The 26,707-nt window shown below is 72.4% G+C and carries 19 protein-coding genes; 11 read left to right on the forward strand and 8 right to left on the reverse strand.

The window, feature by feature from the left end:
- Positions 1 to 36 precede the first annotated feature (36 nt).
- The 5 genes from ABZ815_RS49890 to ABZ815_RS49910 all read right to left on the reverse strand — a co-directional run bounded on the left by ABZ815_RS49890 (position 37) and on the right by ABZ815_RS49910 (position 6,566).
- The gene (locus tag ABZ815_RS49890) at positions 37 to 1,989 is read right to left on the reverse strand and encodes an ABC transporter ATP-binding protein (RefSeq protein WP_357709779.1); all 1,953 of its coding nucleotides are present in this window, start codon (positions 1,987 to 1,989) and stop codon (positions 37 to 39) included.
- Positions 1,986 to 3,722, reverse strand: coding sequence for an ABC transporter ATP-binding protein (locus ABZ815_RS49895; RefSeq protein WP_357709782.1), 1,737 nt, complete (start codon positions 3,720 to 3,722; stop codon positions 1,986 to 1,988). The genes ABZ815_RS49890 and ABZ815_RS49895 overlap by 4 nt, the downstream gene beginning before the upstream one ends.
- Positions 3,722 to 4,345, reverse strand: coding sequence for a helix-turn-helix domain-containing protein (locus ABZ815_RS49900; protein ID WP_357709785.1), 624 nt, complete (start codon positions 4,343 to 4,345; stop codon positions 3,722 to 3,724). The genes ABZ815_RS49895 and ABZ815_RS49900 overlap by 1 nt, the downstream gene beginning before the upstream one ends.
- Before the next feature lie 69 nt (positions 4,346 to 4,414).
- Positions 4,415 to 6,139, reverse strand: coding sequence for an MFS transporter (locus ABZ815_RS49905; RefSeq protein WP_357709788.1), 1,725 nt, complete (start codon positions 6,137 to 6,139; stop codon positions 4,415 to 4,417).
- A gap of 124 nt (positions 6,140 to 6,263) precedes the next feature.
- Positions 6,264 to 6,566, reverse strand: a complete 303-nt coding sequence (locus ABZ815_RS49910; protein WP_357709791.1) for a 4a-hydroxytetrahydrobiopterin dehydratase — start codon at positions 6,564 to 6,566, stop codon at positions 6,264 to 6,266.
- 112 nt (positions 6,567 to 6,678) lie between these two features.
- On the opposite strand from ABZ815_RS49910, the gene ABZ815_RS49915 reads away from it, so the two are divergent.
- The 9 genes from ABZ815_RS49915 to ABZ815_RS49955 all read left to right on the forward strand — a co-directional run bounded on the left by ABZ815_RS49915 (position 6,679) and on the right by ABZ815_RS49955 (position 18,979).
- A complete protein-coding gene (locus ABZ815_RS49915) occupies positions 6,679 to 7,839 on the forward strand; it encodes an NAD(P)/FAD-dependent oxidoreductase (protein WP_357709793.1) in 1,161 nt (386 codons plus the stop codon).
- A 228-nt stretch (positions 7,840 to 8,067) separates the two neighbouring features.
- Complete coding sequence (locus ABZ815_RS49920; RefSeq protein ID WP_357709795.1) at positions 8,068 to 9,183, forward strand: FAD-binding oxidoreductase; 1,116 nt, start codon at positions 8,068 to 8,070, stop codon at positions 9,181 to 9,183.
- A 70-nt stretch (positions 9,184 to 9,253) separates the two neighbouring features.
- Complete coding sequence (locus ABZ815_RS49925; protein WP_357709797.1) at positions 9,254 to 12,292, forward strand: amino acid adenylation domain-containing protein; 3,039 nt, start codon at positions 9,254 to 9,256, stop codon at positions 12,290 to 12,292.
- Between the two features lie 26 nt (positions 12,293 to 12,318).
- Positions 12,319 to 13,302: an aldo/keto reductase gene (locus ABZ815_RS49930; RefSeq protein ID WP_357709800.1), complete on the forward strand. Its 984-nt coding sequence runs from the start codon at positions 12,319 to 12,321 to the stop codon at positions 13,300 to 13,302.
- The gene (locus ABZ815_RS49935) at positions 13,287 to 14,021 is read left to right on the forward strand and encodes a sulfotransferase family protein (protein ID WP_357709802.1); all 735 of its coding nucleotides are present in this window, start codon (positions 13,287 to 13,289) and stop codon (positions 14,019 to 14,021) included. Before ABZ815_RS49930 ends, ABZ815_RS49935 begins: the two co-directional genes overlap by 16 nt.
- Positions 14,022 to 14,030: 9 nt before the next feature.
- Positions 14,031 to 14,870: a family 3 encapsulin nanocompartment shell protein gene (locus ABZ815_RS49940; RefSeq protein WP_357709804.1), complete on the forward strand. Its 840-nt coding sequence runs from the start codon at positions 14,031 to 14,033 to the stop codon at positions 14,868 to 14,870.
- Between the two features lie 94 nt (positions 14,871 to 14,964).
- Positions 14,965 to 16,533: an AMP-binding protein gene (locus ABZ815_RS49945; protein ID WP_357709806.1), complete on the forward strand. Its 1,569-nt coding sequence runs from the start codon at positions 14,965 to 14,967 to the stop codon at positions 16,531 to 16,533.
- A 1-nt stretch (position 16,534) separates the two neighbouring features.
- On the forward strand, positions 16,535 to 17,917 hold the full coding sequence (locus tag ABZ815_RS49950) for a DHA2 family efflux MFS transporter permease subunit (protein ID WP_357709808.1): 1,383 nt from the start codon (positions 16,535 to 16,537) through the stop codon (positions 17,915 to 17,917).
- A 96-nt stretch (positions 17,918 to 18,013) separates the two neighbouring features.
- The gene (locus ABZ815_RS49955) at positions 18,014 to 18,979 is read left to right on the forward strand and encodes an MBL fold metallo-hydrolase (protein WP_357709810.1); all 966 of its coding nucleotides are present in this window, start codon (positions 18,014 to 18,016) and stop codon (positions 18,977 to 18,979) included.
- Positions 18,980 to 18,984: 5 nt separating this feature from the next.
- Here ABZ815_RS49955 and ABZ815_RS49960 read toward each other — a convergent pair whose 3' ends face one another.
- Both ABZ815_RS49960 and ABZ815_RS49965 read right to left on the reverse strand, forming a co-directional pair.
- A complete protein-coding gene (locus ABZ815_RS49960; protein ID WP_357709812.1) occupies positions 18,985 to 20,097 on the reverse strand; it encodes a right-handed parallel beta-helix repeat-containing protein in 1,113 nt (370 codons plus the stop codon).
- A gap of 47 nt (positions 20,098 to 20,144) precedes the next feature.
- Positions 20,145 to 20,768 carry a GntR family transcriptional regulator gene (locus ABZ815_RS49965; protein WP_357709815.1) on the reverse strand — a complete coding sequence of 208 codons (624 nt, stop codon included), beginning with the start codon at positions 20,766 to 20,768 and terminating at the stop codon, positions 20,145 to 20,147.
- A gap of 33 nt (positions 20,769 to 20,801) precedes the next feature.
- Here ABZ815_RS49965 and aceE point away from each other — a divergent pair, with 33 nt between their 5' ends.
- Positions 20,802 to 23,249 (forward strand): pyruvate dehydrogenase (acetyl-transferring), homodimeric type, encoded by a 2,448-nt coding sequence (gene aceE, locus ABZ815_RS49970; protein ID WP_357709817.1) that lies wholly within the window; start codon positions 20,802 to 20,804, stop codon positions 23,247 to 23,249.
- A gap of 102 nt (positions 23,250 to 23,351) precedes the next feature.
- On the forward strand, positions 23,352 to 24,716 hold the full coding sequence (locus ABZ815_RS49975; protein WP_357709819.1) for a HAMP domain-containing sensor histidine kinase: 1,365 nt from the start codon (positions 23,352 to 23,354) through the stop codon (positions 24,714 to 24,716).
- A gap of 67 nt (positions 24,717 to 24,783) precedes the next feature.
- Here ABZ815_RS49975 and ABZ815_RS49980 read toward each other — a convergent pair whose 3' ends face one another.
- A complete protein-coding gene (locus ABZ815_RS49980; RefSeq protein ID WP_357709822.1) occupies positions 24,784 to 26,448 on the reverse strand; it encodes a protein kinase in 1,665 nt (554 codons plus the stop codon).
- Positions 26,449 to 26,707: the final 259 nt, after the last annotated feature.

Below are 26,707 nucleotides of genomic sequence, written 5' to 3' on the forward strand. Positions count from 1 at the left end.
CGGTGCGCGCGGGCGCCGTACCGGGGGACGCCGGCGTCAGTCCACCTCGGCGACCGCCTGGGCGAACTGGGCGGAGTAGAGGCGGGCGTAGGCGCCGTCCGCCGCCAGGAGGGCCTCGTGGGTGCCCTGTTCGACGATGCGGCCGTCCTCCATCACCAGGATCAGGCTGGCGTCGCGGATCGTGGACAGGCGGTGGGCGATCACGAAGCTCGTCCGGCCCTCGCGCAGCGAGCTCATCGCCCGCTGGATGAGCACCTCGGTACGGGTGTCGACCGAGCTGGTGGCCTCGTCCAGGATGAGGATCGCCGGCTCGGACAGGAACGCGCGGGCGATCGTGATGAGCTGCTTCTCGCCCGCGCTGACCGTGGCGCCCTCGTCGTCGATCACCGTGTCGTAGCCGTCGGGCAGCGTGTGCGCGATGCGGTCGACGTGGGCGGCCCGCGCGGCGGCCTCGATGCGCTCGCGGGTGGCGCCCTCGGCCCCGTAGCCGATGTTCTCGGCGATGGTGCCGCCGAACAGCCAGGTGTCCTGGAGCACCATGCCGATGTCGGCGCGCAGCTCTTCCCTGGACATGTCGGCCGTGTCGACGCCGTCGAGGGTGATGCGGCCGCCGGTCACCTCGTAGAAGCGCATGATGAGGTTGACCAGGGTCGTCTTGCCCGCTCCCGTGGGGCCGACGATGGCCACGGTCTGGCCGGGCTCCACGGTCAGCGACAGGTTCTCGATCAGCGGCCGGTCGGGGCTGTAGCGGAAGGAGACGTCCTCGAACGCCACCCGGCCCCGCAGCTCGGCCGGACGCGCGGGCTCGGCCGGCTCGGCCGACTGCTCGGGGGCGTCCAGCAGCTCGAAGACCCGCTCGGCCGAGGCGATGCCCGACTGGACGAGGTTCGCCATGCCGGCCACCTGGGTGAGCGGCTGGCTGAACTGCCGGGAGTACTGGATGAACGCCTGCACGTCGCCCAGCGAGATCGAGCCCGAGGCCACCTTGAACCCGCCCACGACGGCCACCAGCACGTAGTTGACGTTGCCGATGAACATCATCGCCGGCTGGATGACGCCGGAGATGAACTGGGCGCGGAAGCTGGAGGCGTACAGGGCCTGGTTGTGCTCCTCGAAGGTGGCGGCGGCCTCCTGCTGCCGGCCGAAGACCTTGACCAGGGTGTGGCCGCCGTACATCTCCTCGATGTGGCCGTTGAGCTTGCCGGTGGACGACCACTGCTTGATGAACTCCGGCTGCGACCGCTTGCCGATGACGGTGGTGACGTAGACCGACACGGGCACCGTGACCAGGGCGATGAGCGCCAGGATCGGCGAGATCCAGAACATCACCACCAGCACGCCCACGACGGTCAGCACCGACGAGATGAGCTGGCTCATGGTCTGCTGGAGGGTCTGGGCGATGTTGTCGGTGTCGTTGGTGGCCCGGCTGAGGATCTCGCCGCGCGGCTGGCCGTCGAAGTAGCTGAGCGGCAGCCGTCCCAGCTTGGCCTCGATCCGCTCGCGCAGCCGGGACGCCGCCCGCTGCACGACGGTCGTGGTGAGCCGGAACTGCACGATGCCGAGCAGCGCCGCCACCACGTAGATGGCCAGCACCCAGCCCAGCACGTAGGCCAGCCCGGTGAAGTCGATGCCCTGGCCGGGCACGACGTGCATCGAGGACACCATGTCGGCGAAGTTGCCCTCGCCCTTGGCGCGCAGGCCCGCCACGGCCTGCTCCTTGGTGATCCCGGCGGGCAGCCGGGCGCCGATGATGCCGGAGAAGATCAGGTCGGTGGCGTGGCCGAGGATCTTGGGGCCGGTGACGGTGAGCGCCACGCTGGCGACGCCGAGGGCCAGGACGACCCCGAGCAGCGCGCGCTCGGGCCGCAGCAGGCGCATCAGCTTGCGCAGCGTGCCGCCGAAGTCGAGCGCCTTCTCGGCGGGCCCGGACATCATCCTGCCCGGTCCGAAGGCGGGCTGCGGGCGGCGCGCGGGAGCCTGGGCGGTCATGCCGCGGCCTCCTGTTCGGTGAGCTGGGACAGCACGATCTCCCGGTACGTCGGGCAGGTCTCCATGAGCTCGGCGTGGTCGCCGCTGCCGACCACGCGTCCCTCGTCGAGGACCAGGATGAGGTCGGCGTCGCGGATCGTGTTCACCCGCTGGGCGACGATGACGATCGTGGCGTCGGTGATCTCCTCGGCCAGGGCGGCGCGCAGGCGGGCGTCGGTGGCGTAGTCGAGGGCGGAGAAGGAGTCGTCGAACAGGTAGATCTCCGGCCGGTGCACGAGGGTCCTGGCGATGGCCAGGCGCTGGCGCTGGCCGCCGGAGACGTTCGTGCCGCCCTGGGAGATCGGCTCGTCCAGGCCGCCGGGCATCGCCTCGACGAACTCGCGGGCCTGGGCGATCTCCAGGGCCCGCCACAGCTCCTCGTCGGTGGCGTCGGGCCGGCCGTAGCGCAGGTTGGAGGCCACGGTGCCGGAGAACAGGTAGGGCCCTTGCGGGACCAGGCCGACCGCGCGGGCCAGGGCCGCCGGGTCGAGGTCGCGCACGTTGACGCCGTCCACCAGCACGTCGCCGGCGGTCGCGTCGAACAGCCGCGGGACGAGGTTGAGCAGCGTCGTCTTGCCGCTGCCGGTGCTGCCGATGATCGCGGTGGTACGGCCGCGCCGCGCGGTGAAGCTCACCCCGGACAGCACCGGGTCCTCGGCGCCCGGGTAGCGGAAGTCCACGGACCGCAGCTCCAGCTCGCCCGCGTGCCCGTCGGGGATGACGGGCTCGGCGGGCGGGTGGACGGTCGGGTCGGTGCCGAGCACGTCCTCGATGCGCTCGGCGGAGACCTCGGCGCGCGGGATCATCATGAACATGAACATGGCCATCATCACCGACATCAGGATCTGCATCAGGTAGGAGATGACCGCGGTCAGCGCGCCGACCTGCATGGCCCCGTCGGCGATGCGCTGGCCGCCGAACCAGATGACGGCGACGCTGGAGACGTTCACGACCAGCATGACCGAGGGGAACATCAGCGCCATCAGCCGCCCGACCCGCAGCGACACGTCGGTGAGCCGTTCGTTGGCCACGCCGAAGCGCTCGCGCTCGTGCCGGTCGCGGACGAACGCCCTGATGACCCGGATGCCGATGATCTGCTCGCGCAGCACCTGGTTGATCCGGTCGATGCGCTCCTGCATGGTGCGGAACAGCGGGCGCATGCGCCACACGACCAGGCCGACGATGACGATCATCACCGGCAGCACGACGAGCAGCAGCGACGACAGCGCCGTGTCCTGGCGCAGCGCCAGCACGATGCCGCCGACGCACATGATCGGCGCGGCCACCATCATCGTGAACGTCATCAGCACGAGCAGCTGCACCTGCTGCACGTCGTTGGTGGTCCGGGTGATCAGGGACGGCGCCCCGAACCTGTTGACCTCCTGCACCGAGAAGCCCTGCACCCGGTGGAAGATCGCGGCCCGCAGGTCGCGGCCGAGGGCCATCGAGGTTCTGGCGCCGTAGTAGACGGCCACGATCGAGCAGACGATCTGGATGAACGTCACGCCGAGCATCACCAGCCCGACGCGCATGATGTAACCGGTGTCGCCGGTGACGACTCCGTGGTCGATGATGTCGGCGTTGAGTGTGGGGAGGTAGAGCGTGGCCAGTGTCTGCACGAACTGGAAGAGGACCACGAGCGTGATCTCCTTCCCGTACGGCCTGAGCTGGACCCGCAGCAGGCGTAGCAGCATCAACGGACGCTTTCTGTCGAGGGGGTGAGGGAGGGCCGCACCAGCAGCCCGTCGAGCAGGACGGAGACGATCTCCTCGTCGTCCATGTCGCCGAAGTCGCCGGACAGGCCGAAACCGCGGTGGACGCTCACCGAGACGAGCATGAGCAGCAGTTGCGCCGTGGCCATGGGCGAGCGGCGCAGGTGGTCGCGGTCAGGCTCGACGAGGGCGGCGAGCGCGGTGGTGATGCGGGTGCGGCTGGCCAGCATGTACTCGTGGAACTCGGCGTCCTCGGCCATGAGCTCGCGGGGCACGGCGAAGATGTTGACGTTGGCCGTCATGCCCGCCCGCAGCAGCGCCGCCACCTCGCACAGCCGGGCGCGCAGCCCCTTCGTGGCGGCGATGGCGGCGAACGCGCGCTCGGCCGGACCGGGGTCGAACGCGCTCATCAGGGCCGCGCGCAGCAGCGTGGCCTTGTCGGGGAAGACGCCGAAGATCGTGCCCTCGGCCACGCCCGCGGCCTCGGCGATCTGGCGGGTGCTGACGGCGGTGCCGTGCGCGCGCAGCAGGGGGACGGTGGCCTCGATGAGGGCGGCACGGCGGTCTTCGGGCGCCATCGCGGGCACCCGTCGCCTTCTGGTCATGCGGACGAGCGTAATGAGTGAGTACTCGCTCGTTCAAATCATTATTTGTCGGGCATGCGTTGTGGCTGGTCAGCCCGCCGGCTTGTCGTCGGCCAGGTTCCTGAGCCAGACGCCGACGTTCTGCATGAGCACGTCCAGCTCGCGGCGGAGCTCGGCGTTCTCGCGGCGGAGCCAGAGCAGCTCGTCCCGCTCCTCCAGGGAGAGCACGCCGGTCTCCTCCGGCTGGACCGGCCGCGGGTGGTGGCGGCCCTCGGGGGCGAGGTCGTGCGAGCGGAACGCGTCCTCCCAGGGACCGAGGGCCTCGGCGGACGCCGGAGCGGGACCGGCCGCCGGGGCGGGAGTGGGGGCGGCGGTGGGGACGGTGGTGGGGACGGACGTCGCGGCGAGGGCCGGCGCGGCGGCGGCCACGGGCTTCGGCAGCGTCAGGGTGACCAGCGCGGCGACCACCGCGACGCCGCAGCCGATCATCAGGGCGGTGCGGAAGCCGGTCTCCGACGGCAGCGTGTGGCCGCCGACCGTGACGGTGAGCTGGGCCAGGACGACGCCGACCACGGCGGCGCAGACCGAGGTGCCGATGGAGCGCATCAGGGTGTTGAAGCTGTTGGCCGAGGCGGTCTCGCTCCTCGGCACCGCGCCCATGATGAGGGCGGGCATCGCGCCGTACGCCAGGCCGACCCCGGCGCTGCCGATGCAACCGGCGATCATCAGACCCCAGCTCCAGCCCATCAGGCCGAGGGCGGCGCCGTAACCGGCCGCGATGACCAGCGCGCCGACGAACAGGCTGGTCTTGGGCCCGCGGGCGGCCGACAGCCGGGCGCCCAGCGAGGAGACCGCCATCATCATCAGCCCGGACGGCGCCATCCAGAGCCCGGCGGCCAGCATCGACTGGCCCAGGCCGTAGCCGAGCGCCGCGGGCAGTTGCAGGATCTGCATGAGGACCAGGGACTGGGCGTACATGGCGAAGCCGACGAGGATCGAGGCCAGGTTGGTGAGCAGCACCTGCGGACGGGCGGTGGTGCGCAGGTCCACGAGCGGGTCGCGGACGCGCAGCTCCCACAGGGCCCACAGCAGGGCGAGCAGCACGGCGCCGCCGAGCAGCCCGAGGGTGGTGCCGCTCGACCAGCCCCAGTCACCGCCCTTCGAGACGCCGAGCAGCAGGCACACCAGCGCCGCGCCCAGGCCGAACGCGCCGACGAGGTCGAGGCGGCCCCGGGCGGCGGCGGGCGTGGCCGGGACCAGCAGCCAGATCAGCACCCCGACCAGCACGCTCAGCGCGGCCGCGCCCCAGAACAGCACCCGCCAGTCGGCGTACTCGGCGACGGCGGCCGAGATCGGCAGCCCGAGCGCGCCGCCGATGCCCATGGACGAGCTCATCAGCGCGATGGCCGGGCCGACGCGCTGGGGCGGCAGCAGGTCGCGCAGCGCGCTGACGCCGAGCGGGATCATGCCGACGCCGAGCCCCTGGAGGCCGCGTCCGGTGATCATCGGGATCAGGGAGCCGGACAGCGCGCACACGACCGATCCGGCGACGAGCGGCACCGAGCAGACGAGCATCATGGTGCGCTTGCCGTAGAGGTCGCCGAGCTTGCCGATCACGGGGGTGGCGACCGCGCCGACCAGCAGCGTCACGGTGATCACCCATGACGTGTCGGCGGGGGCGGCGTGCAGCAGCCGCGGCAGCTGGCCGATGAGCGGCACCACCAGCGTCTGCATGAGCGAGCCGACGATGCCGGCGACCGCGAGCACGCTGACGATCCCGCCGCCGGAGCGCGGGCTGGGCGCGGAATGCACCATTAATCCCCCTATTGTCCGAATGCACCCTACACAGGGTGTGGCCCCTGCACAACCTGTGCAGCCTGCACACCGGGGCTCTCGCCAGGGGGGATGACGCGGCCCGTCCAGCACGGGCCGCCGGAGGTCAGCCGCGGTCCAGGGCGCCGCCGTCGAGCACCTGGTCGATGTGGGCGGCCAGTTCGACGTCGCGCTCGGTGACCCCGCCCGCGTCGCCCGTCGAGAGCCGGAAGCGGATGCCCTCCCCCGTACGCTCGATCTCGGCCTGGTGACCCAGCGCCGCGCCCTCGTTGTGCACCGCCTCGCTGAGCCAGCCGAAGCTGTCGGGCGTGATCGGCACGTCCTTGACCAGGGCGTCGCCGTCCCGCCGCCAGCCCTCCAGCGCCGCCATGGCGGTGTCGATGTCCTCGTCGGTCAGGCGTTCGGCCATGTTCCCCCCAAAGTGCTCGTCTCCCGACGCTCGGCTACCACCGATGAGCCGCTTCACACCCGCCATGTCCCTCTATAACGTGTAGTACTACGATTCGTAGAGGGGACGGCTCATGCGGGCGCTGGTGGCGGGGGCGGGGATCAGCGGGCTGGCGGTCGCGCGCGGCCTGGTCGCGGACGGCCACGAGGTCGTCGTCCTGGAAGGCGCGGACGGCCTGCGCCTCGGCGGCGGCGCGATCACGCTGTGGTGCAACGGGACGGCGATCCTCGGCGACCTCGGCGTGGACCTGGCGGGCACCGGCCAGCGGCTGTCCACGTTATCCCTGCGCACGGCCCGGGGCCGCCGGATCACGGAAGTGGACCTGGAGTCCCTGACGGCCCGCTTCGGCTCGGCGCCCCGGGTGATCCCGCGCGGCTCGCTGATCAAGCTTCTGGCCGCCGGCCTCCCGGACGGCTCCGTACGGTTCGGCGCGCGCGTACGGGACCTGGAGACCGACCGCGACGGCGTGCGGGTGCGGACCGCGACGGGCGCGGAGTACGAGGCGGACCTCCTGGTCGGAGCCGACGGCGTGCGCTCGCGGGTGCGCGCGCTCGCGCTGGGCGACGGCCCCGCGGCGACCACGGGCCTGGCGATCTGGCAGGGCCTGACGCCCGCCCCCTTCGACCCCGGCCCGACCACGACCCTGATGATCGGACGGCAGGCCGACGCCGGCTTCATGAGCGCGGGCGACGGGCTCATGCAGTGGTTCTTCGAGCTGCCCTGGTCCCCGGCCGACCCGCCCGCGCACAAACCGGTGGAGATGCTGCGCCGCCGCTTCGCCGGTTGGGGCGCGCCGGTCGCGCGGGTCCTGGACTCGCTCTCCGACGGCGACGTCGAGCTGTTCCCGCACACCCGGCACAGGGTCCCGCGCCGCTGGGGCGCCGGGCGGTGCGTGCTGCTCGGCGACGCGGCGCACGCGATGCCGCCCGTCGGGGCACACGGCACCAACCAGGCGCTTGAGGACGTGGCCGCGCTGACCGCCTGCCTGCGGGCCGCGCCCGCCCCGGACGCGGTCGTGGACACAGTCGTGGACACAGTCGTGGACGCGTACTCGGCGCGACGCAGGCGGCGGGCGGCGCGGGCCTCGGCGGTGGCCGCGAACACGCTCGCGGCGTCGGGCCCGAGGGCGCTCATGCAGAGCGAGCCGGTGATGCGGCTGATGGCCGCCGTCCCGCCGCGCCTGGCGGCGCCGGGGTTCGCGGGTCTGCTGCGCGCCCTGAGCGACCGGATCTGACACTCGTGGCGCACGCCTGCGCCATTTCTGACATAGGGGTTGACCCCGCCGGGACGGCCTGCCACCGCCGCCGAGGCTGTGACAGGCCGGTAATCACAAGATCGTTTGTATAAATGCTTGAGTTATCGCATTTACGACCTGACTTACTCCGCATTTCGGGCAAGTCATTTTTGTCAGGACGCACAAACTGTTTGCCGAAACCCGGTGAAATGTGATCAGTTTACGGACGTGAGAGATTTTCTCATTGTCGGGGGCGGCGTCGCGGGCGCCTGCGCGGGGTTCTTCCTCGCCGGGTACGGCACCGTGACCCTGCTCGAAGCCGAACAGGTCACCGGCCACCACTCGACCGGCCGGTCGGCGGCCCTCTTCTCGGAGTACTTCGGCAACCCGGCCGTCCGGGCTCTCACGGCGGCGAGCAGGGACTTCCTCGCCGCGCCTCCTCCGGGCTTCGCCGACGTCCCGCTGCTGACCCCGCGCGGCGTGCTCGCGCTGTGCCCGTACGGCGGGGAGAAGCTGTTCGACGACGTGCTGGCCGAGGGACGGCGGGCCCCGACGCCGGCCGTGGAGATCGCCTCCGCCGAGGCCCTGGAGCACTGCCCGATCCTGCGTCCGGGCCGGTTCAGCCGCGCGATGCTGAAACCGGGCGCCATGGACATCGACGTGGACGCCCTCCACCAGGGGTTCCTGCGCGGCATCCGGGCCCGGGGCGGTCAGGTCCTCACCTCCGCCCGGGTACGGGCGCTGTCGCGCACGTCCGGCGTCTGGCGGGCGGTCACCGACACGGGCGAGCACGCCGCGCCGACGCTGGTCAACGCCGCCGGGGCGTGGGCCGACGAGGTCGCCGCGCTGGCCGGGGTGCGTCCGGTGGGGCTGCGCCCGCTGCGCAGGACCGCGTTCCTGGTGGACCTGCCCGGCGGGACGGACGCCCGGTCCTGGCCGATGGTCACCGACGTGGCGGACACGTTCTACTTCAAGCCCGAGTCCGGCCGGCTGCTGGTCTCCCCCGCCGACGCCACCCTCGTGGCGCCCTGCGACGCCCGTCCCGACGACCTGGACGTCGCCGTCGGCGTGCGGCGCGTCCAGGAGGCCACGACGCTGGAGATCCGCAGCGTCCGGCACGCCTGGGCGGGGCTGCGCAGCGAGGTGGCCGACGGGACGCCGGTGATCGGGCCGGCGCCCGACGCTCCGGGGTTCGTCTGGCTGGCCGCCCTCGGCGGCTACGGGGTCCAGACGTCGCCCGAGGCGGGCCGGATCGCGGCCGCGGCGGCCATCGGCGGGACCGGCGGGGACGGTGAACCGGCGTACGCGCCGGGCCGGCTCTGGAACGACTTGGAACGCCTATGAGGAAGGCGACGGGGGCGCGTGAGGCAAGGGGACCGGTCGCCGTTCGTACATTCCTGACAGAGAGGTGGAGATGACCGGCAACACCCGCGGCTTCACCGGCCGGGCGGTCGACTTCGGCCCGTTCCGTCCCGTCCCGGCGTTGATCGAGGAGCAGACCGACCGGTGCCCCGAGCGGCCGGCGGTCACCTACGACGGCAGGACCCTCACCTACAGGCAACTGGACGACCTGGTCAACGGCCTGGCGGCGACGCTGGCCGGGCACGGCGTGGGCAAGGGCGACGTGGTCGCCGCCCTGCTGGTCAACTCGCTGGAGCTGCCGGTCGCGTACCTGGCGCTGATGAAGCTGGGCGCCGCGTTCGTGCCGCTCGACCCGTCATGGCCGGTCGAGCGGGTGCGCGACACCCTCGACGTGCTGCCGGACGGGCCGATCCTGTGCGCGGGCGGCGAGCGGCTGCCGCCGGACGCGGCCCGCCGGGCGGTCGTCGTCGGGATCGACACGATCGTCCCGACCTCCGAACGCCCGGCGGTCACCCTCGGCCCGGACGACCTGGTGTACGGCTACTTCACCTCCGGCACCACCGGGACCCCCAAGTGCGCGATGAACCGGCACGGCGGCCTGGCCAACCGGCTGCGCTTCATGACCCGCTACTTCGCCGCGACCGGCGACGACGTGGTGCTCCAGAACAGCAGGCACACCTCCGACTCCGCGCTGTGGCAGCTGTTCTGGCCGCTGACCACCGGCGGGCGCACCGTGCTGCCCGTCCAGGGCGACTTCCTCAACCTCCGGCACACCATCGACCTGATCGCCCGGTACGGCATCACCACCGCCGACTTCGTCTCCAGTGTCTTCAACGCCCTGGTCGCCATCGTGGACGGTGACCCCGCCGCCCTGGGCGCGCTGTCGTCCCTGCGCCGGCTCGTCGTCGGCAGCGAGGCGGTCAGCCCGCGCGCGGTGCACCGCCTGATGGCCCTGCTGCCCGGCCTCGACCTCACCAACGGTTACGGCCCGACCGAGGCGTCCATCGGGATGGTCTTCCACCGGGTCTCGGCGGCCGACGGCGACGCCGTCCCGCTGGGCCGCCCGATCGACAACTGCTACGCGGTCGTGGTGGACGAGGACCTGCGTCCGGTCCCCGTGGGCACGACCGGCGAGATCGCGATCGGCGGCGTCTGCCTGGGCGCGGGCTACCTGGGCGACCCGGCCGCGACGGCCAGGGCGTTCGTGGGCAACCCGTTCCCCGGCGAGATCCCCGGCGACCGCCTCTACCTCACGGGCGACCTCGGCCACCTGGACGACGACGGCCGCCTGTTCTTCGCCGGCCGCAAGGACTTCCAGGTCAAGATCCATGGCGTTCGGATCGAGCTGGGCGAGATCGCCGCGGCGGCCCAGCGCTGCCCCGGCGTGCTGCAGGCCGAGGTCCTGGTGGCCGAGCAGGCGGGGGTGAAGGCGCTGGCGCTGTTCGCCTCCGGCAGGGGCCTGACCGAGGCCGCGCTGGCCGCCGAGCTGCGCCGCACCGTGCCGCGCACCAGCGTCCCGCGCTACTTCTTCCCGCTGGCCGAGATGCCGCTGCACGACAACGGCAAGGTGGACCGCGGCCGGCTCCAGGAGATCCTCGACGGCAGGCTGGCCGAGGACACCGCGCTGCTGGCCGAGAGCGCGCCGACCGCGAGCCTGGGCGACCAGGTGCTGCGGGCGATGCGCTCGGCTCTGGGCTGGCCGGGCCTCACCGCGGAGACGCACTTCGCCGAGTCGGGCGGCGACTCCATCCAGGCCCTGTCCGTGGTCCACATGATCACCGCCGAGACCGGCGTGCGCGTGGACGTCAAGGACCTGTACGACCACCCGACGGCCGGCGCGCTGGCCCTGCTGATCGAGCGCCGGCGGCACGACCACGAGGCCATCGAGGAGGAGTCGGTGCTGATGGCGCGCGACTCCGTGGTCCCCGACGGGGAGCCCATCAGGCGCGCGTCCAGGCCGGACCGGCTGCGCACGGTGCTGGTCACCGGGGCCACCGGGTTCGTCGGCAGCCGCCTGGTGCACGAGCTGCTGGACCGCGGCGGGCTGCGGGTGTGCTGCCTGGCGCGGGCGGCCGACGACGAGGCGGCCACGGCCCGGGTGGTGGCCGCGCTCACCGAGCGGGGGTTGTGGCAGCCGCGCTTCGCCGACCGGCTGGAGGGCTACGCGGGCGACCTGTCCTTACCCGGCCTCGGGCTGGACGGCTCCACCTGGGAGCATCTGGCCCGAGCCTGCGACCTGGTGCTGCACAACGGCGCGATGGTGAACTTCCTGTTCGACTACCGCGCCCACCGCCAGGCCAACGTGCGCGGCACGATCGAGCTGGTGCGGCTGGCGATGGCCCACCATCCGGTGCCGCTGCACTACGTCTCGACGCTGGGCGCGTTGCAGACCGAGGCGCTCCACAGGGGCGAGCGCGTGCCGGAGGACTGCGACCCGGCGTCGGCCAGGCCGCCGGGCGGCGGCTACAGCCGGTCCAAGTGGATCGCCGAGCGCTACCTGGCCGAGGCCCGGCGCCGGGGCGCGCTGGTCACCGTGCTGCGGCTCGGCGAGATCATGCCGAGCGCCGACAACGGGTATCCGAACCCGGTCGCCTTCACCCATCTGCTGCTCTCGGCGTTCCTGCGGCTGGGCGTGCGTCCCGACGTCGCCACGCGCACCGACTACACGCCGGTCGACTACGTCGCCGCGCGGGTCGGGGCGGCCGTGGTCGACCCCGAGGTCTGGGGCCGTACGCTGCACGTCTTCCGCGGCGAGAGCGTCAGCATCGACGACGTGCCGGCGCGGGCGGGCGTGCCGGTCACGCCGATCCCGTGCGGCGACTTCGCGCGGCTCGTCCGCGAGACCGGCCAGGCGAGCGCGGACCGCGAGCTGATCACGCTCGCCTCGCTGCTGCCCGTCGCGGCGGACGAGGAGGAGCTGCGCCGGGCGTTCGGCGGGCTGCTGACCGACAATCCCGCGCTCTTCCGCAAGGACGAGTGCCACAGGCTCGAACAGCGATGGCGGCTCGGCGAGGGCACCCTCGACGGCCCGATCGCCGCCTACCACGCCCGGCTGGCGGGCACGGCAGGGCAGCGGGTGCCCACCGGTTGATCAGGAAAGGTCAGGAAAGGTCAGGAATGCGCTACCGCAAGATGGGAAACCTCGGCTGGGAGGTCAGCGAGGTCGGGTACGGCATGTGGGGCATCGGCGGCGGCCCCGGCGGCTTCACCGGCTGGGACTACGACGTCGCCCCCCGGTGCCTCGACGAGGCGGTCGAACTGGGCTGCACCTTCTTCGACACCGCCTGGGTCTACGGCCGCGGCGTCAGCGAGCAGCTTCTCGGCGCGCTGCTGCGCCGCCACTCCGGCCACCGGCTGTACGTGGCCACGAAGATCCCCCCGAAGAACCGCGAATGGCCCCCGCGACCGGACGACACCCTCGACGACGCCTACCCCGCCGAGCACATCCGCGAGTACACCCACCGCAGCCTGGAGAACCTGGGCGTCTCGCGCATCGACCTCATGCAGTTCCACACCTGGGAGGACCGCTGGGCCCGCGACGAGCGGTGGCAGGAGGCGATCAGGGACCTCAAGAGCGAGGGCGTGATCGACGCGGTCGGCATCAGCGTCAACCGATGGGAGCCGGCCAACTGCCTCGCCGCCCTCGACACCGGCCTGATCGACGTCATCCAGGTCATCTACAACGTCTTCGACCAGGCGCCCGAGGACGAGCTGTTCGACCGGGCGCTGCGTGAGGGCGTGGGCATCATCGCCCGCGTCCCGTTCGACGAGGGCACGCTCACCGGCGCCCTGACCGCCGACAGCACGTGGCCGCCGGAGGACTGGCGCAGCACGTACTTCGGGCCGGAGAACCTGGGGCCGAGCGTCGAGCGGGCCGAACGGCTCAAGGCGGCGCTCCCCGAGGGGCTCTCGCTGCCGGAGGTCGCGCTGCGGTTCGTGCTGCACCACCCGGCGGTCAGCACGGTGATCCCCGGGATGCGCAGGCCCGAGCACGTGCGGGCCAACCTCGGCGTCTCCGACGGACGGCCGCTCGACCCGGACCTGCTGGCCGAGCTGCGGCGGCACCGCTGGGACCGGGAGCCCGCGTGGTGGTCGGGGTGAGCGAGCCGCTGGTCGCCATGTGGGCCCACTCGCGTTCGGCCTCGACGGCGTTCCTGCGCATGATGATCGAGCGGGGCGACGTGGCCGTCCTGCACGAGCCGTTCCTCGCGCTGACCGAGGAGGGCTCGCTCGCGCTGCCCTCGCCGGACGGCGGCCGGGTGACGGCCCGCTCGGAGAAGGACCTGCTGGCCCGGCTGGCGGAGCTGGCGCGGGCGCGGCCGGTGTTCGTCAAGGAGGTGCTCGACTACGAGTACCCGCACCTGTTCAAGCATCCGGAGGACCTGGCCGGGATCGCGCACACGTTCATCGTGCGCGACCCGCGGCCGACCATCGCCTCGCACTACGCCATCAAACCGGCGGTGACCTGCGACGAGATCGGCTACGAGCGGCTGTTCCGGCTGCACGAGCTGGTCCGGGAGGCCACCGGCCGGCGGCCGCTGGTGATCCGCACCGAACGGCTGATCCGCGAGCCCGCGGCGGTCGTCGAGGAGTTCTGCGCCTACACCGGCCTGCCGTTCCTGCCCGGCTCGCTCACCTGGGCCGCGGGCGACCGTCCGGAGTGGGGGCGGACCCGCCGCTGGCACCTGGACGCGAGCGGCAGCGCCGGGTTCGAGGACCGCCACAACGTCTACACCGCGACCGTGGACAACCATCCGGCCCTGCGGGCCTTCTACGACCACCATCTCCCCTTCTACCAGCGGCTCGTCCAGCACGAATAGGGAGCATCCATGTCAGAGTCACCGGGCCGGCTGTTCGCGCGCGCCTACGCCGACGATCCCGAGCACGCGGAAGTGACCTTCGACTACACCATCACCGAGGCGCACGAGCCGACCAAGGACCGGCCCCGGCTGACCGTGCGCAACCTGCTCAGGGTCGTCCCCGTCGAGGGCGACCGGGCCCGGTTCTGGACGGAGTCGCCGCCCGGCGAGGAGGAGCGGCGGGCGGTCCGCGACTCGGACGTGCGGCGCGAGGCGGCGTTCAGGTTCGGCATGTCGGAGGCCAAGGTGCAGCCGATCCAGGCGTGGGTGCAGATCCCCGACGGCCTGGACGCCGACCCGGACGCGCTGGCCACCTTCCTCGACTACCGCCTCCTGGTGCGGCTGGCCACGGCGGAGAACCTGGCCCTGACCACCGCCCTGCTGGGCCATCCGGAGATCGCCCGCCTGCCGTACGACGACTACGTCCACGGCGTGTTGTCGGCCTGCGACGAGGTCGAGCAGTCGGGCGCGACCCCGCACGCGATGATCGTCAACCCGCGCGACTACTACCACCGGCTGGTGGGCCGGGGCGGGCTGCTGGCCGAGCTGGCCGAGGGCAACGGCATGAAGGTCAGCCGCAACCGGTGGGTCGCGCCCGGGGACGCCCTGGTCGGCGACATCTCCGTGGCGGCCAGGCTGCTGGACGCGGGCCGCTCGGTGATCCGGGTGGCCGAGCCGCCGCCCGGCACGTTCGCCCGGCCCGGCGTGGCCGTCTGCGCGGAGGTGTACGAGGGCGTCGCGGTGCATCTACCGGGTTTGTTCTACCTGGTCACCCCTGCCGGGGAAAACACTGTGTTTCCCACTTCATAGCAATCGAGTAGAACGAGAACGACGAAAGGCGGTGACCGTGTCGGACGAGAGCCAGGAATTCCGGCGCAATGGTTGGTGGCGCGACGAAACCTTTTTGGACGACTTACGCCGCAACATAGTTGCATTTCCCGACAAATCAGCACTCATCAGCCGGCGGGTCGCCGACGGCGTCACCGACGTCGTCACGTACGCCGAAGTGGGCCGGATGACCGACCGCATCGCGCACGGCCTGGTCAGGCTGGGCGTGCGGCCGGGCGACTTCATCGCGATCCAGCTCCCCAACCGCAGGGAGACGCTGCCCCTCGCGCTGGCGTGCATGAAGATCGGCGCCCGCATCGCCCCGCAGATGCCCATCTACCGCCACCGCGAGCTGGACTTCATGATCCGGCTGACCGAGGCGAAGCTGTTCGTCACCACGAGCCACATCGGCCACGTGGACACGGCGGAGACCGGGATGACCCTGGCCCGGGAGATCCCGAGCCTGGAGCACGTGATCGTCGTCGGCGGCGGCGGGCCGCCCGGCTCGCTCGACTTCGACGAGCTCCTGCTCACCCCGGAACCGGGCGACCCGGCCGACATCGAGGGCCGCGAACTGGGCCCCGACGACCCGTTCCTCATCCTGTTCACCTCGGGCACGACCGGCGAGCCCAAGGGCGCCCTGCACAGCCAGAACACCCTGTACGCCGACATCAAGGGCTACGGCGAGGCGTTCGGGCTGGACGAGAGCCTGGTCATCATGACCGCCCAGACGTCGATGCACTACGTGGGCCTGGTGATGGCGTACCTGACGGCGCTGGCGCTGGGCGGCACCGCGGTCACGGCCGACGCCTGGGACGCCGGCGTCTACCTCGACCTGATGTCCGACCACGACGTCACCATGTACTACGGCTCGCCGCCGTTCGCCCGGGAGATCAGCGAGGAGCAGGACGCCCGCCCGCGCAAGCTCCCGAGCCTGAGCGTCTTCGTCTCCGGCTCGGCCCCCGTCCCGCCGCACCTGGTGGAACGGGTCACCGAGACGCTGGGCGTGCGCGTGTACGCGCTGTGGGGCATGACCGAGAACGGCGGCGTCACCATGACCCGCCCGCAGGACCCGCCCGAGCGGGCCGGCGAGAGCGACGGCACGGTCATCTCCGGCATGGAGGTGCGCATCGTGGACGAGGAGAACAGACCGGTCGCCAAGGGCGAGATCGGCGCTCTCCAGGTACGCGGCGCGGCCCAGTGCCTGGGCTACTATCTGCGCGACGAGATCTACGCCAAGTCCATCACCCCGGACGGCTGGTTCGACACCGGCGACCTGGCCCGCGACGACGGTTACGGCGGCGTGCGCATCTCCGGCAGGACCAAGGACGTCATCATCGCCAACATGTGCCTCAAGCTGCCGGTCAGCGACATCGAGGCGCTGCTCGGCCGGCATCCGGCCATCCGCGACATCGCGCTCATCGGCATCCCGGACCCGGCGCTGGTCGAGCAGGTGTGCGCGGTCGTCACGCCGTCGGGCGAGCCGCCCACGCTGGAGGACCTGCGGACCTACCTCAAGGACGCCGGCGTGAACGACTGGTTCTGGCCCGAGCGCCTGGAGGTCGTGGAGGAGATGCCGCGGACCGTCACCGGCAAGATCCGCAAGGTCGAGCTGCGGGAGCGGTTCGGCGTGGCGTCGGACTGAGGTGGCCGGTTCACGGGCGCTCCCGCTCGCCGTCCTGTGCGGGAGCGCCTTCCTCGGCGCGATCGACGTGCAGCTCGCGAACATCGCCTTCCCCGACATCCTGCGCAGCTTCCCGGGCAGCAGCCTGCCCGAGCTGTCGTGGGTGTTCAACGGCTACGCGATCGTGTTCACCGCGGCGCTGCTGCCGGCGGGCGGCCTGGCCGACCGGTTCGGCGCGCGGCGGGTGTTCCTGACCGGGCTGGCGGTGTTCGTGGTCGGCGCGGCCCTGTGCGCGGTCGCGCCGTCGGCGGGGGCGCTGATCGCGGCCCGGGTCGTGCAGGGCGTGGGCGGCGGGGTGATCACGCCGCTGACGCTCGCGCTCATCCTGCCGTACTACCCGCCGGAGCGCCGGGGCACGGCGATCGGGTTGTGGAGCGCGGCGCAGTCGGTGGCCACGGCGTCGGGGCCGTCGCTGGGCGGCATGCTCGTCGGCGTCTGGGACTGGCGGACGGTGTTCTTCCTGCACCTGCCGGTCGGGGTCGCCGTGCTGGCGGGCGCCTGGCGGGTCGTGCCCAGGCAGGCGGGCGAGGCGGCCACGTCCAGGCTGCCGGACCTGGCCGGGCTGTTCCTGCTGGTGGGGGCCATCGGGTTGCCGTCGCTGGCGATCGTCCAGAGCGACGCGTGGGGGCCGGGCAGCCCCGGCACGATCGCGGCGCTGGTCGCGGGCGTCGTCGTGGCCGTGCTGTTCGTCCGGCGGGCGCGCACGCATCCCGCTCCGATCGTGGACCTGGGCGCGCTGCGGGCGCGCGGCACCCAGCGGGCCAACCTCGCGATGTTCCTGGTCGGGCTGGTGATGTTCGCGCTGCCGCTGGCCAATATCCTCTTCCTGACCGGGATCTGGGGGTACTCCGTGGCCGCGGCCGGGCTCGCCGTCACGCCGGGCGCGCTCGCCCAGGTGCTGACCGCGCCGCTGGCCGGACGGCTGGCCGCCAGGACCGGCCATCGCCCGCTCGCCCTGTGCGGGGTGGCGCTGCTGGCCCTGTCCACGGCGTACCTGGCGTTCGCGACGGGGGGCGGGCAGGCGTACCTGGCGGTGGTGCTGCCGGCGGTGGTGCTGTCGGGGGTCGCCGTGGCCGTGCTGATCACGTCGCTGAGCGGCGCGGCGGTGGCCGAGATCCCGCCCGCGCGGCTGGCCACCGGCACCGCCCTGTCGGTGACCTCGCGGGCCTGCGGGGCCGTCATCGGCGTCTCGGCGCTGGTGCTGGTGCTGTCGGGCGACCGGCTCGGGGTGGTCGGGGCGTACCAGGGGGTGTGGCTGACGATGCTGGGCCTCTGCGCGCTGGTCGCCGTCGCCGCCGCCGGTCTGCGCGCCCCTCGGGCCGAGCCGGCCGCGCAGCGCGCCTGAGGACAGCCGACCTGCTGGGATATCCGTTTCCCTATCGCCGTGCCCGTCATATCGGTCTTGGACAGCTTGATCATCGTTGTGCTGTGGTGGTCCGTCATGACGACGAACGTTTCGAGACGTGGCCTGATCGGCATCGGCGCCGGGATCACCGCCGGGATCGCCGCGGGGACGGCGGTTCCCGCGAGCCCGGCCGCCGCCGCGCAGGGGCTGACCGGGATGACCCTGCGCTGGTGGGGCAACAACGGCTGGGAGATCCGCGTGCAGGGCCCGGACGGCAAGACGCGCACGGTGCTGATCGACCCGTGGCTGACCAGGTTCAAGACCGGCACCTACAGCCCGGACGGCGCCGACCCCAAGACCCCGCTGTCGGTGAACCGGCGCCTGATCGACCGGTACCTCGACACCGAGGACCTGCGCGCCGACTGCATCCTGGTCACCCACGGGCACTACGACCACCTCACCGACGTGCCTTACCTGGCCGAACGGACCGGCGCGACCGTCTTCGGCACCGAGACCCACCTGAACCTGCTGCGCGCGCTCGGCGCCCCGGAGAGCCAGCTCGCGGTGGCGAGCGGCGGGGAGTACCTGACGTTCGACGGCTACCGGATCCGCATCCTGCGCTCGCTGCACTCGGCGCTGGGCGACCGCGGCCAGGTGCCCTACCCCGGCACGCGTCCCGGCGGCCCGCCGCCGCGTCCCAAGGTGATCGCCGACCTGGTGGAGGGCGGCACGCTGGCCTACCAGGTGGAGGCCGCAGGCGGGAGCTCGGCGCTCAACTTCGGCGGCTCCAACTACGTCGAGTCCGAGCTGGCCGGGCTGCGGCCCGACGTGCTGCTGATGCCGGCCGGCGGCGCGCGGGTGCACGACTACGCCGCCCGCCTGCTGCGCGCCACCGGCTACCCGCCGTACGTGCTGCCCACCCACTGGGACGACTTCGACCTCCCGCTGGGCAAGCCGGCCCGCGATGCCGGCGGCCTGGAACCGCTGCGCAAGGCGGTCGCCGAGGCCAGCCCGCGCAGCAGCTTCGTGGTGCTGGACCACCTGCGGACGTTCTCCGGCTGAGCCGCCTAGGAAGCGGCCGCGCAGTCGAGCACGGCGCCCGCCCTCGGCGTGACCGTCCCGTAGTAGTGGACCTTCTCGCAGGGGGCGGTGTTGCCGGTGACCACGACGTCGGTGATCGCGGCGGCGTCGCCGCGGATGGCGAGGGCGTCGCGCGTGCCGGTGCCGGTCACCCGGTTCCCGGTGATCTCGACAGTGCGCAGCGGGGCTCCCGCCACGGACTTGACGTAGATCCCGCCCACGCAGTTCTCGACCTGGTTGTCGGTGATGCGCACGTTCTGGGCGTTGAACGTGGCGATGCCGTCGTAGCGGGTGTTGCGTACGACGTTGCCCTCGATGCGGACGCCGGTGTGCGGGTGGGCGGGGTCGGAGGTGTGCGAGCCGGTGAACTGGCCCCAGCCGAGCTGGGAGCCGGAGGTGTCGCAGGTGTTGCCGCTGAGCAGGATGTCCGTGCAGGGCGTCAGGTCGCTCGCGCCGCCCCAGGTGTTGTCGCCGGTCGGCAGGTCGAGCTGGACCGCCTCGCCGTGCCACAGCCCCTGGCCGGGGTCGCTGATCCAGCCCAAGAGCGAGCAGCCGCGGACCGTGCCGCGCCGTACGGCGTTGAGCTCGATGCCGTGCCACCACTTGACGTTCCACATGGTGACGTTCTCGATGAGCACGTCCGAGGCATGGATCATCGTGATGCCGTTCATCGCGGGCGCCTGGTCGAGCACGCCGCGCTGCACGAAGTCCCAGACCGGGTCCCAGCTCCCGCCCGTGACGGCGATGTTCCCGGCGCCGGAGTAGCCGCCGGTCGTCGCGCCGACGGAGTTGAGCACCATCGTGTGCTTCACGCCCGTGGCGGGGAAGCGGGAGACGATCCGGGCGTCGGTGGCGTCCAGATGGGTGTCGCGGTAGACGATGAGCGGTTCGGTCAGCAGGTAGGTGGCCTTGGGAACCTTGGCGATGTACCTGCCGGCGGCGTCCTTGGTTCCCTTGCCGTCCCTGGCGGCGTTCAGGAGCTTCTGGATCTCCGAGCCGCTGACGTAGGCGACCGACGCCGAGGCCGATGCTGGTGCTGCGAGCGGGTGGCCGGCGAGCACGGCCGCCGCGCTCCCCAGTAAGGTCCTTCTTGTGATCATGACCTTGAACTGTCCATCGGCGGGCGAGGACCTGTCAACCCCGGCGGTCAGTCGGGGGCGTAGGCCAGGACATGGTCGTGGATCAGGCGTCCGAGCTGGGGGTCGTCCCGTTCGAACGCCTCGACCAGCGGTTCGTGGTCGGCGGCGTTCTCGTGCGGCCGCATCCTGAACAGCCTGATCGACACGTGCGTCCAGACCTCGACGCCGAGCGACTCCCACACCGACACCAGCAGCGCGTTGCCGGAGGCCGCCACGATCTCCCGGTGGAAGGCGACGCCGTGGCGCACCTGGTCGTCCAGGGAACCGGCGGCCGCGGCGGCGTGCAGGCGGGTCACGTGAGCGCGCAGCGCCGCCACCGGAGGGCGGCCGAGGCGGGTGGCGGTCTCCTCCAGGCCGGCCCGGACCTGGTAGACCTCGCGCAGGTCGTCGAGGGTGAAGCCGCGGACGCGGGCGCCCCTGTTGGGCGCGGACTCGACCAGCCGGAGCGCCTCCAGCTCGCGCAGCGCCTCGCGTACGGGGGCCTGGCTGACCTGGAGCTCGGCGGCCAGGCGGCGTTCGACGATCCGCTCGCCGGGCTCCCAGCGGCCGCTGATCAGGCCGTCGAGCAGCACCTTCCTGATCTCGTCTCGCAACGGCTGCCGCACCACGGGCTCCACAGATAATCCTTTCATCGGATGATCGATCATATGGTGTTTAATGGAAGCATGGAGAAAGATCTGGATCCCCAGGAGACCGCCGAATGGCTCGAATCGCTTGAGGCGGTCCGGCGGGCGGCCGGTCCCGATCGGGCCGAGTACCTGCTGCGCAGGCTAGCCACGAGCACGCGCTATCTCAACACGGTGCCCACCGCGGAGGAGCCCGCCTACCCCGGCGACCTGGACCTGGAAGAACGCGTCGCGGCCTACGACCGGTGGAACGCCGCCGTCATGGTCAGCCGGGGCAGCAAGCTCGGCCTCGGCGGCCACCTGGCCACCTACGCCTCGGCGGCCTGGCTGTACGAGGTCGGCTTCAACCACTTCTTCCACGGCGCGGACGACCAGGTCTTCTTCCAGGGGCACGCCTCCCCCGGCGTCTACGCGCGGGCGTTCCTCGAAGGGCGCCTGAGCGAGGCCCAGCTCGACCTGTTCCGGCGCGAGACGCAGGGCGGGCTGCCGTCGTACCCGCACCCCAGGGCGATGTCGGGCTTCTGGCAGTTCCCGACCGTGTCGATGGGCATCGGCCCGCTCAACGCGGTCTACCAGGCGCGCTTCAACCGCTATCTGCACAACCGTGGCATCAAGGACACCTCGCACAGCCATGTCTGGGCCTTCCTGGGTGACGGCGAGATGGACGAGCCGGAGTCCACCGCGGCGCTGACGCTGGCCGCCAGGGAGGGGCTGGACAACCTCACCTTCGTGATCAACTGTAACCTCCAGCGGCTCGACGGCCCGGTACGCGGCAACACCCGGATCGTGCAGGAGCTGGAGAGCGTCTTCAGGGGCGCGGGCTGGAACGTCGTCAAGGCGCTGTGGGGCGCCGAGTGGGACGGCCTGCTCGGCTCCGACGAGCTGGTGGCCAGGCTCGGCGAGGTGCCGGACGGCCAGTTCCAGACGTTCGCCGCCTCCGACGGCGCCTACATCAGGCAGCACCTGTTCCAGGGCCTCGACGTGCCCTGCTCCGACGACGACCTGCGGCGCATCGTCGGCGGCTCGCGCGCCGGGCACGAGCCGCGCAAGGTCTACGCCGCCTACCACAAGGCCCTCCAGCACCGGGGCGCGCCCACCGTGGTCCTCGTCCAGACGGTCAAGGGCTGGACGCTCGGCGCGGGCGTCGAGGCGCGCAACGCCAACCACCAGATGAAGAAGCTCACCCTCGACGAGTTCCGCGTCATGCGCGACCGGCTCGGCCTGCCCGTCCCCGACTCGGCGCTGGCCGGGGAGCTGCCGCCGTACCTGCACCCGGGGCCCGACTCGCCCGAGGTCAGGTACGTCGCCGAGCGCCGCCGCGAGCTGGGCGGCCCGATCCCCCACCGCACGGTCGCCCGGCGGCCGCTGCCCCAGGCGGGCGAACGGCCGTTCGCGGCGCTGGCGAAGGGCTCGACGCAGCCGGTGGCCACCACCATGGCGTTCGTCCGGCTGGTCAAGGACCTGATGAAGGAGCCGGAGACCGGGCGGCGCTGGGTGCCGATCGTGCCCGACGAGGCCAGGACGTTCGGCATGGAGTCGCTGTTCCCCACGGCGAAGATCTACTCGCCACTCGGCCAGCGGTACGAGTCCGTCGACCGGGAGCTGCTGCTGGCGTACAAGGAGGCGGTGGACGGGCAGATCCTCATCGAGGGCATCACCGAGGCCGGGTCGATGGCCTCCTTCACCGCGGCGGCCTCCAGCTACGCCACCCACGGCGAGCCGATGATCCCGTTCTACATCTTCTACTCGATGTTCGGCTGGCAGCGCACCGGCGACCAGATGTGGGCCCTGGCCGACCAGCTCGGCCGCGGCTTCCTCGTCGGCGCCACCGCCGGCCGCACCACCATGACGGGCGAGGGCCTCCAGCACGCCGACGGCCACTCCCAGCTCCTGGCCTCCGCCAACCCCGCCTGCCTGGCCTACGACCCGGCCTTCGCCTACGAGGTCGCCGTCATCGTCCGCGACGGGCTCAGGCGCATGTACGGCGAGGCGGCCGAGGACGTGTTCTACTACCTGACCGTCTACAACGAGCCCATGCCGCAGCCCGCGATGCCCGAGGGCGTCGAGGAGGGCATCCTCAAGGGCATCTACCGCTACTCCGCCGGGGGCGGCGCCGCGCACCTGCTGGCCAGCGGCACCGCCATCCACTGGGCGCTGGAGGCCCAGCGGCTGCTGGCCGAGGAGTACGGGCTGGGCGTGGACGTCTGGTCGGTCACCTCGTGGAGCGAGCTGCGGCGCGAGGCCATGTCCGCGACCGGGGTGCCGTACCTGCGGCAGGCGCTGGCCGGGACCGAGGGGCCGGTGATCGCGGTCAGCGACTGGATGCGGGCCGTGCCCGACCAGATCAGGCCGTGGATCGACCGGCCGTGGACCTCGCTCGGCACCGACGGGTTCGGGCTCTCCGACACCCGGGAGGCCGTACGCAGGCACTTCGGGGTCGACCCGCGCTCGATCGCGGACGCCGTGCTGAAGGCTGTGGAGGAGTAACGGCGAGGCCGTTTGTCCCGGCGTAACCGTATTTATCGAGGAATCTCCCTAAGTTAGGGCCTGGCGCCCCGGCCGTGTTCTTCTGATCCCGGGGGGAGACGGGTGAGAACACGGTTGCGCCGGTCGCTGCGCACGCGGCTGGCACTGCTCGCCGGCATCGCCATGTTGCTGCTGAACGTCGTCGTCAGCGGCTTCGTCATGTTCGGCATCCACGACGACGTGGCCGACGTGCGCGCCAGCGAGGTGTCCGGGAAGGCCCTGCGCGTCCTTCTCATGGTCAAGCGCAACCAGCTGCCCCGCGTGCTGGAGCCCGGCGGGCTCGACGGCATCCAGGTCGTCGACCCGGCCGGGCGCGCGGTCTCCTGGACGCCCAACCTCGCCGAAGCGCCGCGCCAGACGGACCTGATCCCCCATCCCGAGCAGGCCAACTACGTCAGCAGGAGCTGCGACCTGCCCGCCTTCCCCGGTCAGTGCGAGCTCGTGGTCGCCCTGCGCGCGTTCCAGCCCGAGGGCACCTGGATCATCTACGCCTTCGACCCCGCGGTCCCCTGGTTCGTCAGCCCGCAGGTCGTGCTGTTCCAGATCGTGGTGTCGGCGCTGCTGGTCGGGCTGACCTTCTTCGGGGTGTCACGGGTCGTGGCCAGGACGCTCGCCCCCGTCAGCAGCATCACCAGGAGGCTCGCCGAGATCACCGCGGACGGCAGCGGCCTGCGGGTGCCCGTCCCGGACACCGACGACGAGATCCGGGCCCTGGCCGAGACCGCCAACCGGACGCTGGAGCGGCTGGAGACGGCGCGGACGCGCCTGGAGGCCGCGATGGAGCAGCAGCGCCGGTTCGCCGGCGACGCCTCGCACGACCTGCGCAGCCCGATCACCGCCATGCGCGCCCAGGTCGAGGAGGCCATGCTGCATCCGGACGAGACCGACTGGCGGGAGACCAGCACCCAGGTGCTGGCCAGCCTCGACCGGTTGCAGGCCATCGTCACCGACCTGCTCACCCTGACCAAGCTGGACGCCGGGGCCCCGAGCGACCACGAGCCGGTGGACCTGGGCCAGTTGGTCGCCGCCGAGACCGTCAGGCCGCGGGCCAAGCGCGTGGTCACCAGCGCGGGCGAGGGCGTGGTCGTCATGGGCGACCGGCTGCAGCTCACCCGTCTGCTGACGAACCTGCTCGACAACGCCGAGCGGCACGCCGAGACGCAGGTCACCGTGACGGTCCTGGAGGAGGACGGCCAGGCCGTCCTGGAGGTCCTGGACGACGGCGGCGGCATCGAACCGGCGCAGCGCGAGCTCGTCTTCCAGCGCTTCATCCGCCTGGACGACTCCCGCAACCGCGACGCCGGCGGCACCGGCCTCGGGCTGCCGATCGCCCGCGAGATCGCGACCGCCCACCACGGCACCCTGACCATCGAAGACTCCCCGAAGGGCGCCCGCTTCGTCCTCCGCCTCCCCCTCCCCACCCCCTGACCTCTGGAGGCAGCAGGCCCGCTCCCATAGACCGCGAGCCCCGCTTCATATGCAGGGGTGAGGTTTTCTAGTGCTTGGTGTGGCCGCGGGCGAGGCCGTTGCCGTGTTTGGTCTTGGCGGACTGATGGCCGAGCTTCTTGCCCTTGCCGGGGCCGGTGCCGACCGCGGCGGGCGGCTGCGCGGGCGTCTGCGTGAGGGGCCGGCCGGACGGGCGGTGGCGGGACGGGCTCTGCTCCGGGGCACGGTCGGAGGCGCGTTCCGGGGTGCGTTCCGGGGTGCGTTCGCGTGAGACGGCGACCGCGTGCATGATCCCCGTGTGCTCGGGCGCCTGGTCCGGTGCGGGGTCGGCGTAGGAGGGCGTACGGGGGGTGGCGGGCTCGTCGCCGCTCCACGAGGTCGTGACCAGCACGCTGGTGACGAGCGCGGCCAGGGCGGTGAGCTGCCGCCAGCGCTGCGGCCTGGTCGGCTGCGGGATCGACACCGAGAACGGCAACAGCTCCCGTTGGGCGCGAAGCCCTCGTGCCGCGCCGGGCATGGTCCGGCGCACGGCGTGGTTCCGCTCCCCGGTCCTCCGCCCCACCCGGTCCCACCCCAGGGTCCTCCGCGTGCTCCCCGGACCGCCCACCTGCGAGGGGACACCCTCCGAGGTCGGCACGGCTTCCGGGGTGAGGACGGTTTGCGGGGTGGCGGCTTGCGGGACGGGGACCGCACGCGGACCCTCGGCGCGCGCGGCGGAGGCGGCGGCGGGCGCGGGAGCGGCGGGGGGTGAGGTGAGGGGCGGCTGCGGGGCGGTGGCCGGGGGTGGGAGGGGGGTGGCGGGGAAGAGGGTCGGGGGGAGGAGGTCGCCGGTGTGGGGTGGGGCGGCGGCCATGGGGATGGCGGCGGTGTCCTGGGGTTCCTCGTCGCGCAGCGCGGCCACCCGGGTCAGGCGCCGCCGGACCTCCCCGCCGTCGATCCGGCGGTCGGGGTCCTTCTCCAGCAGACCGGCGATGACCGGCGCGAGGGGCCCGGCCAGGTGGAACGGCGCGGGCTCGGAGGTGAGCACCGCCGTCAGGGCCGCCAGGTGGCCGCTGTGCGGGAAGGGCGACTGGCCCTCGACGGCCGCGTACAGGGTGGCGCCGAGGGACCACAGGTCGGCCTGCGGGGTCGCGTGGCCGCCGCGCAGGCGTTCCGGGGCGATGTACGCGGGCGTGCCCACCACCATGCCCGACTGGGTGATGTTGGACTGGTCGTCCAGGGTGGTGGCCAGGCCGAAGTCGGTGAGCAGGGCGTGCCGGTCGCCGTTCAGCAGGATGTTCCCGGGCTTGACGTCGCGGTGGACGATGCCGTCGGCGTGCGCCGCGCTCAGCGCCTCCAGCACCTGCAGCCCGAGGCGCGCGGTGTCGGGCACGGACAGCGGCCCGCGTTCGGCGATCACGTCGGCGAGGCTGCGCGAGGGCACGAGCTGCAGGACGATCCACGGCCGCTCGTCGGCCACCACCACGTCGTAGACGGCCGCGATGTGCGGGTGGCTCAGCCGGGCGGCCAGCCGCGCCTCCCGCATGGTACGCCCGAGCAGCCGCTCCCGCTCGCCCTCGATCGCGTTCCCGAGGGTGACCTCCTTGACCGCGACCTGCCGGTCGAGCAGCTCGTCGTGCGCCCGCCAGACCCGACCCATGCCGCCACGGCCCAGCTCCGACAGCAGCCGGTAGCGTCCGGCCAGCAACCAGCCCGCACAGCGCGAAAGGGACATGACGCCCTGCCTACCCGATCTTCCCGCCCTCATGCAACGGCCTCACCGGCTTCGAGTCGATCCTGTGAGGCGTCCCAGGAGGGCGGGCGACCGAGGCGGGCCCGACAGGCGGCGTCCATATCGGGAGATCGGCGCCGCCCGGAGCCGGATCGCGCGGGCGGGTCTACCCGTTCGTGGGGAAGCCGAGGTTCACACCACCGTGCGACGGGTCCAGCCACCGCGAGGTCACCACCTTGCCCCGCGTGTAGAAATGCACCCC

This window comes from Nonomuraea sp. NPDC047529 (assembly GCF_040642995.1).
Lineage (GTDB): Bacteria > Actinomycetota > Actinomycetes > Streptosporangiales > Streptosporangiaceae > Nonomuraea.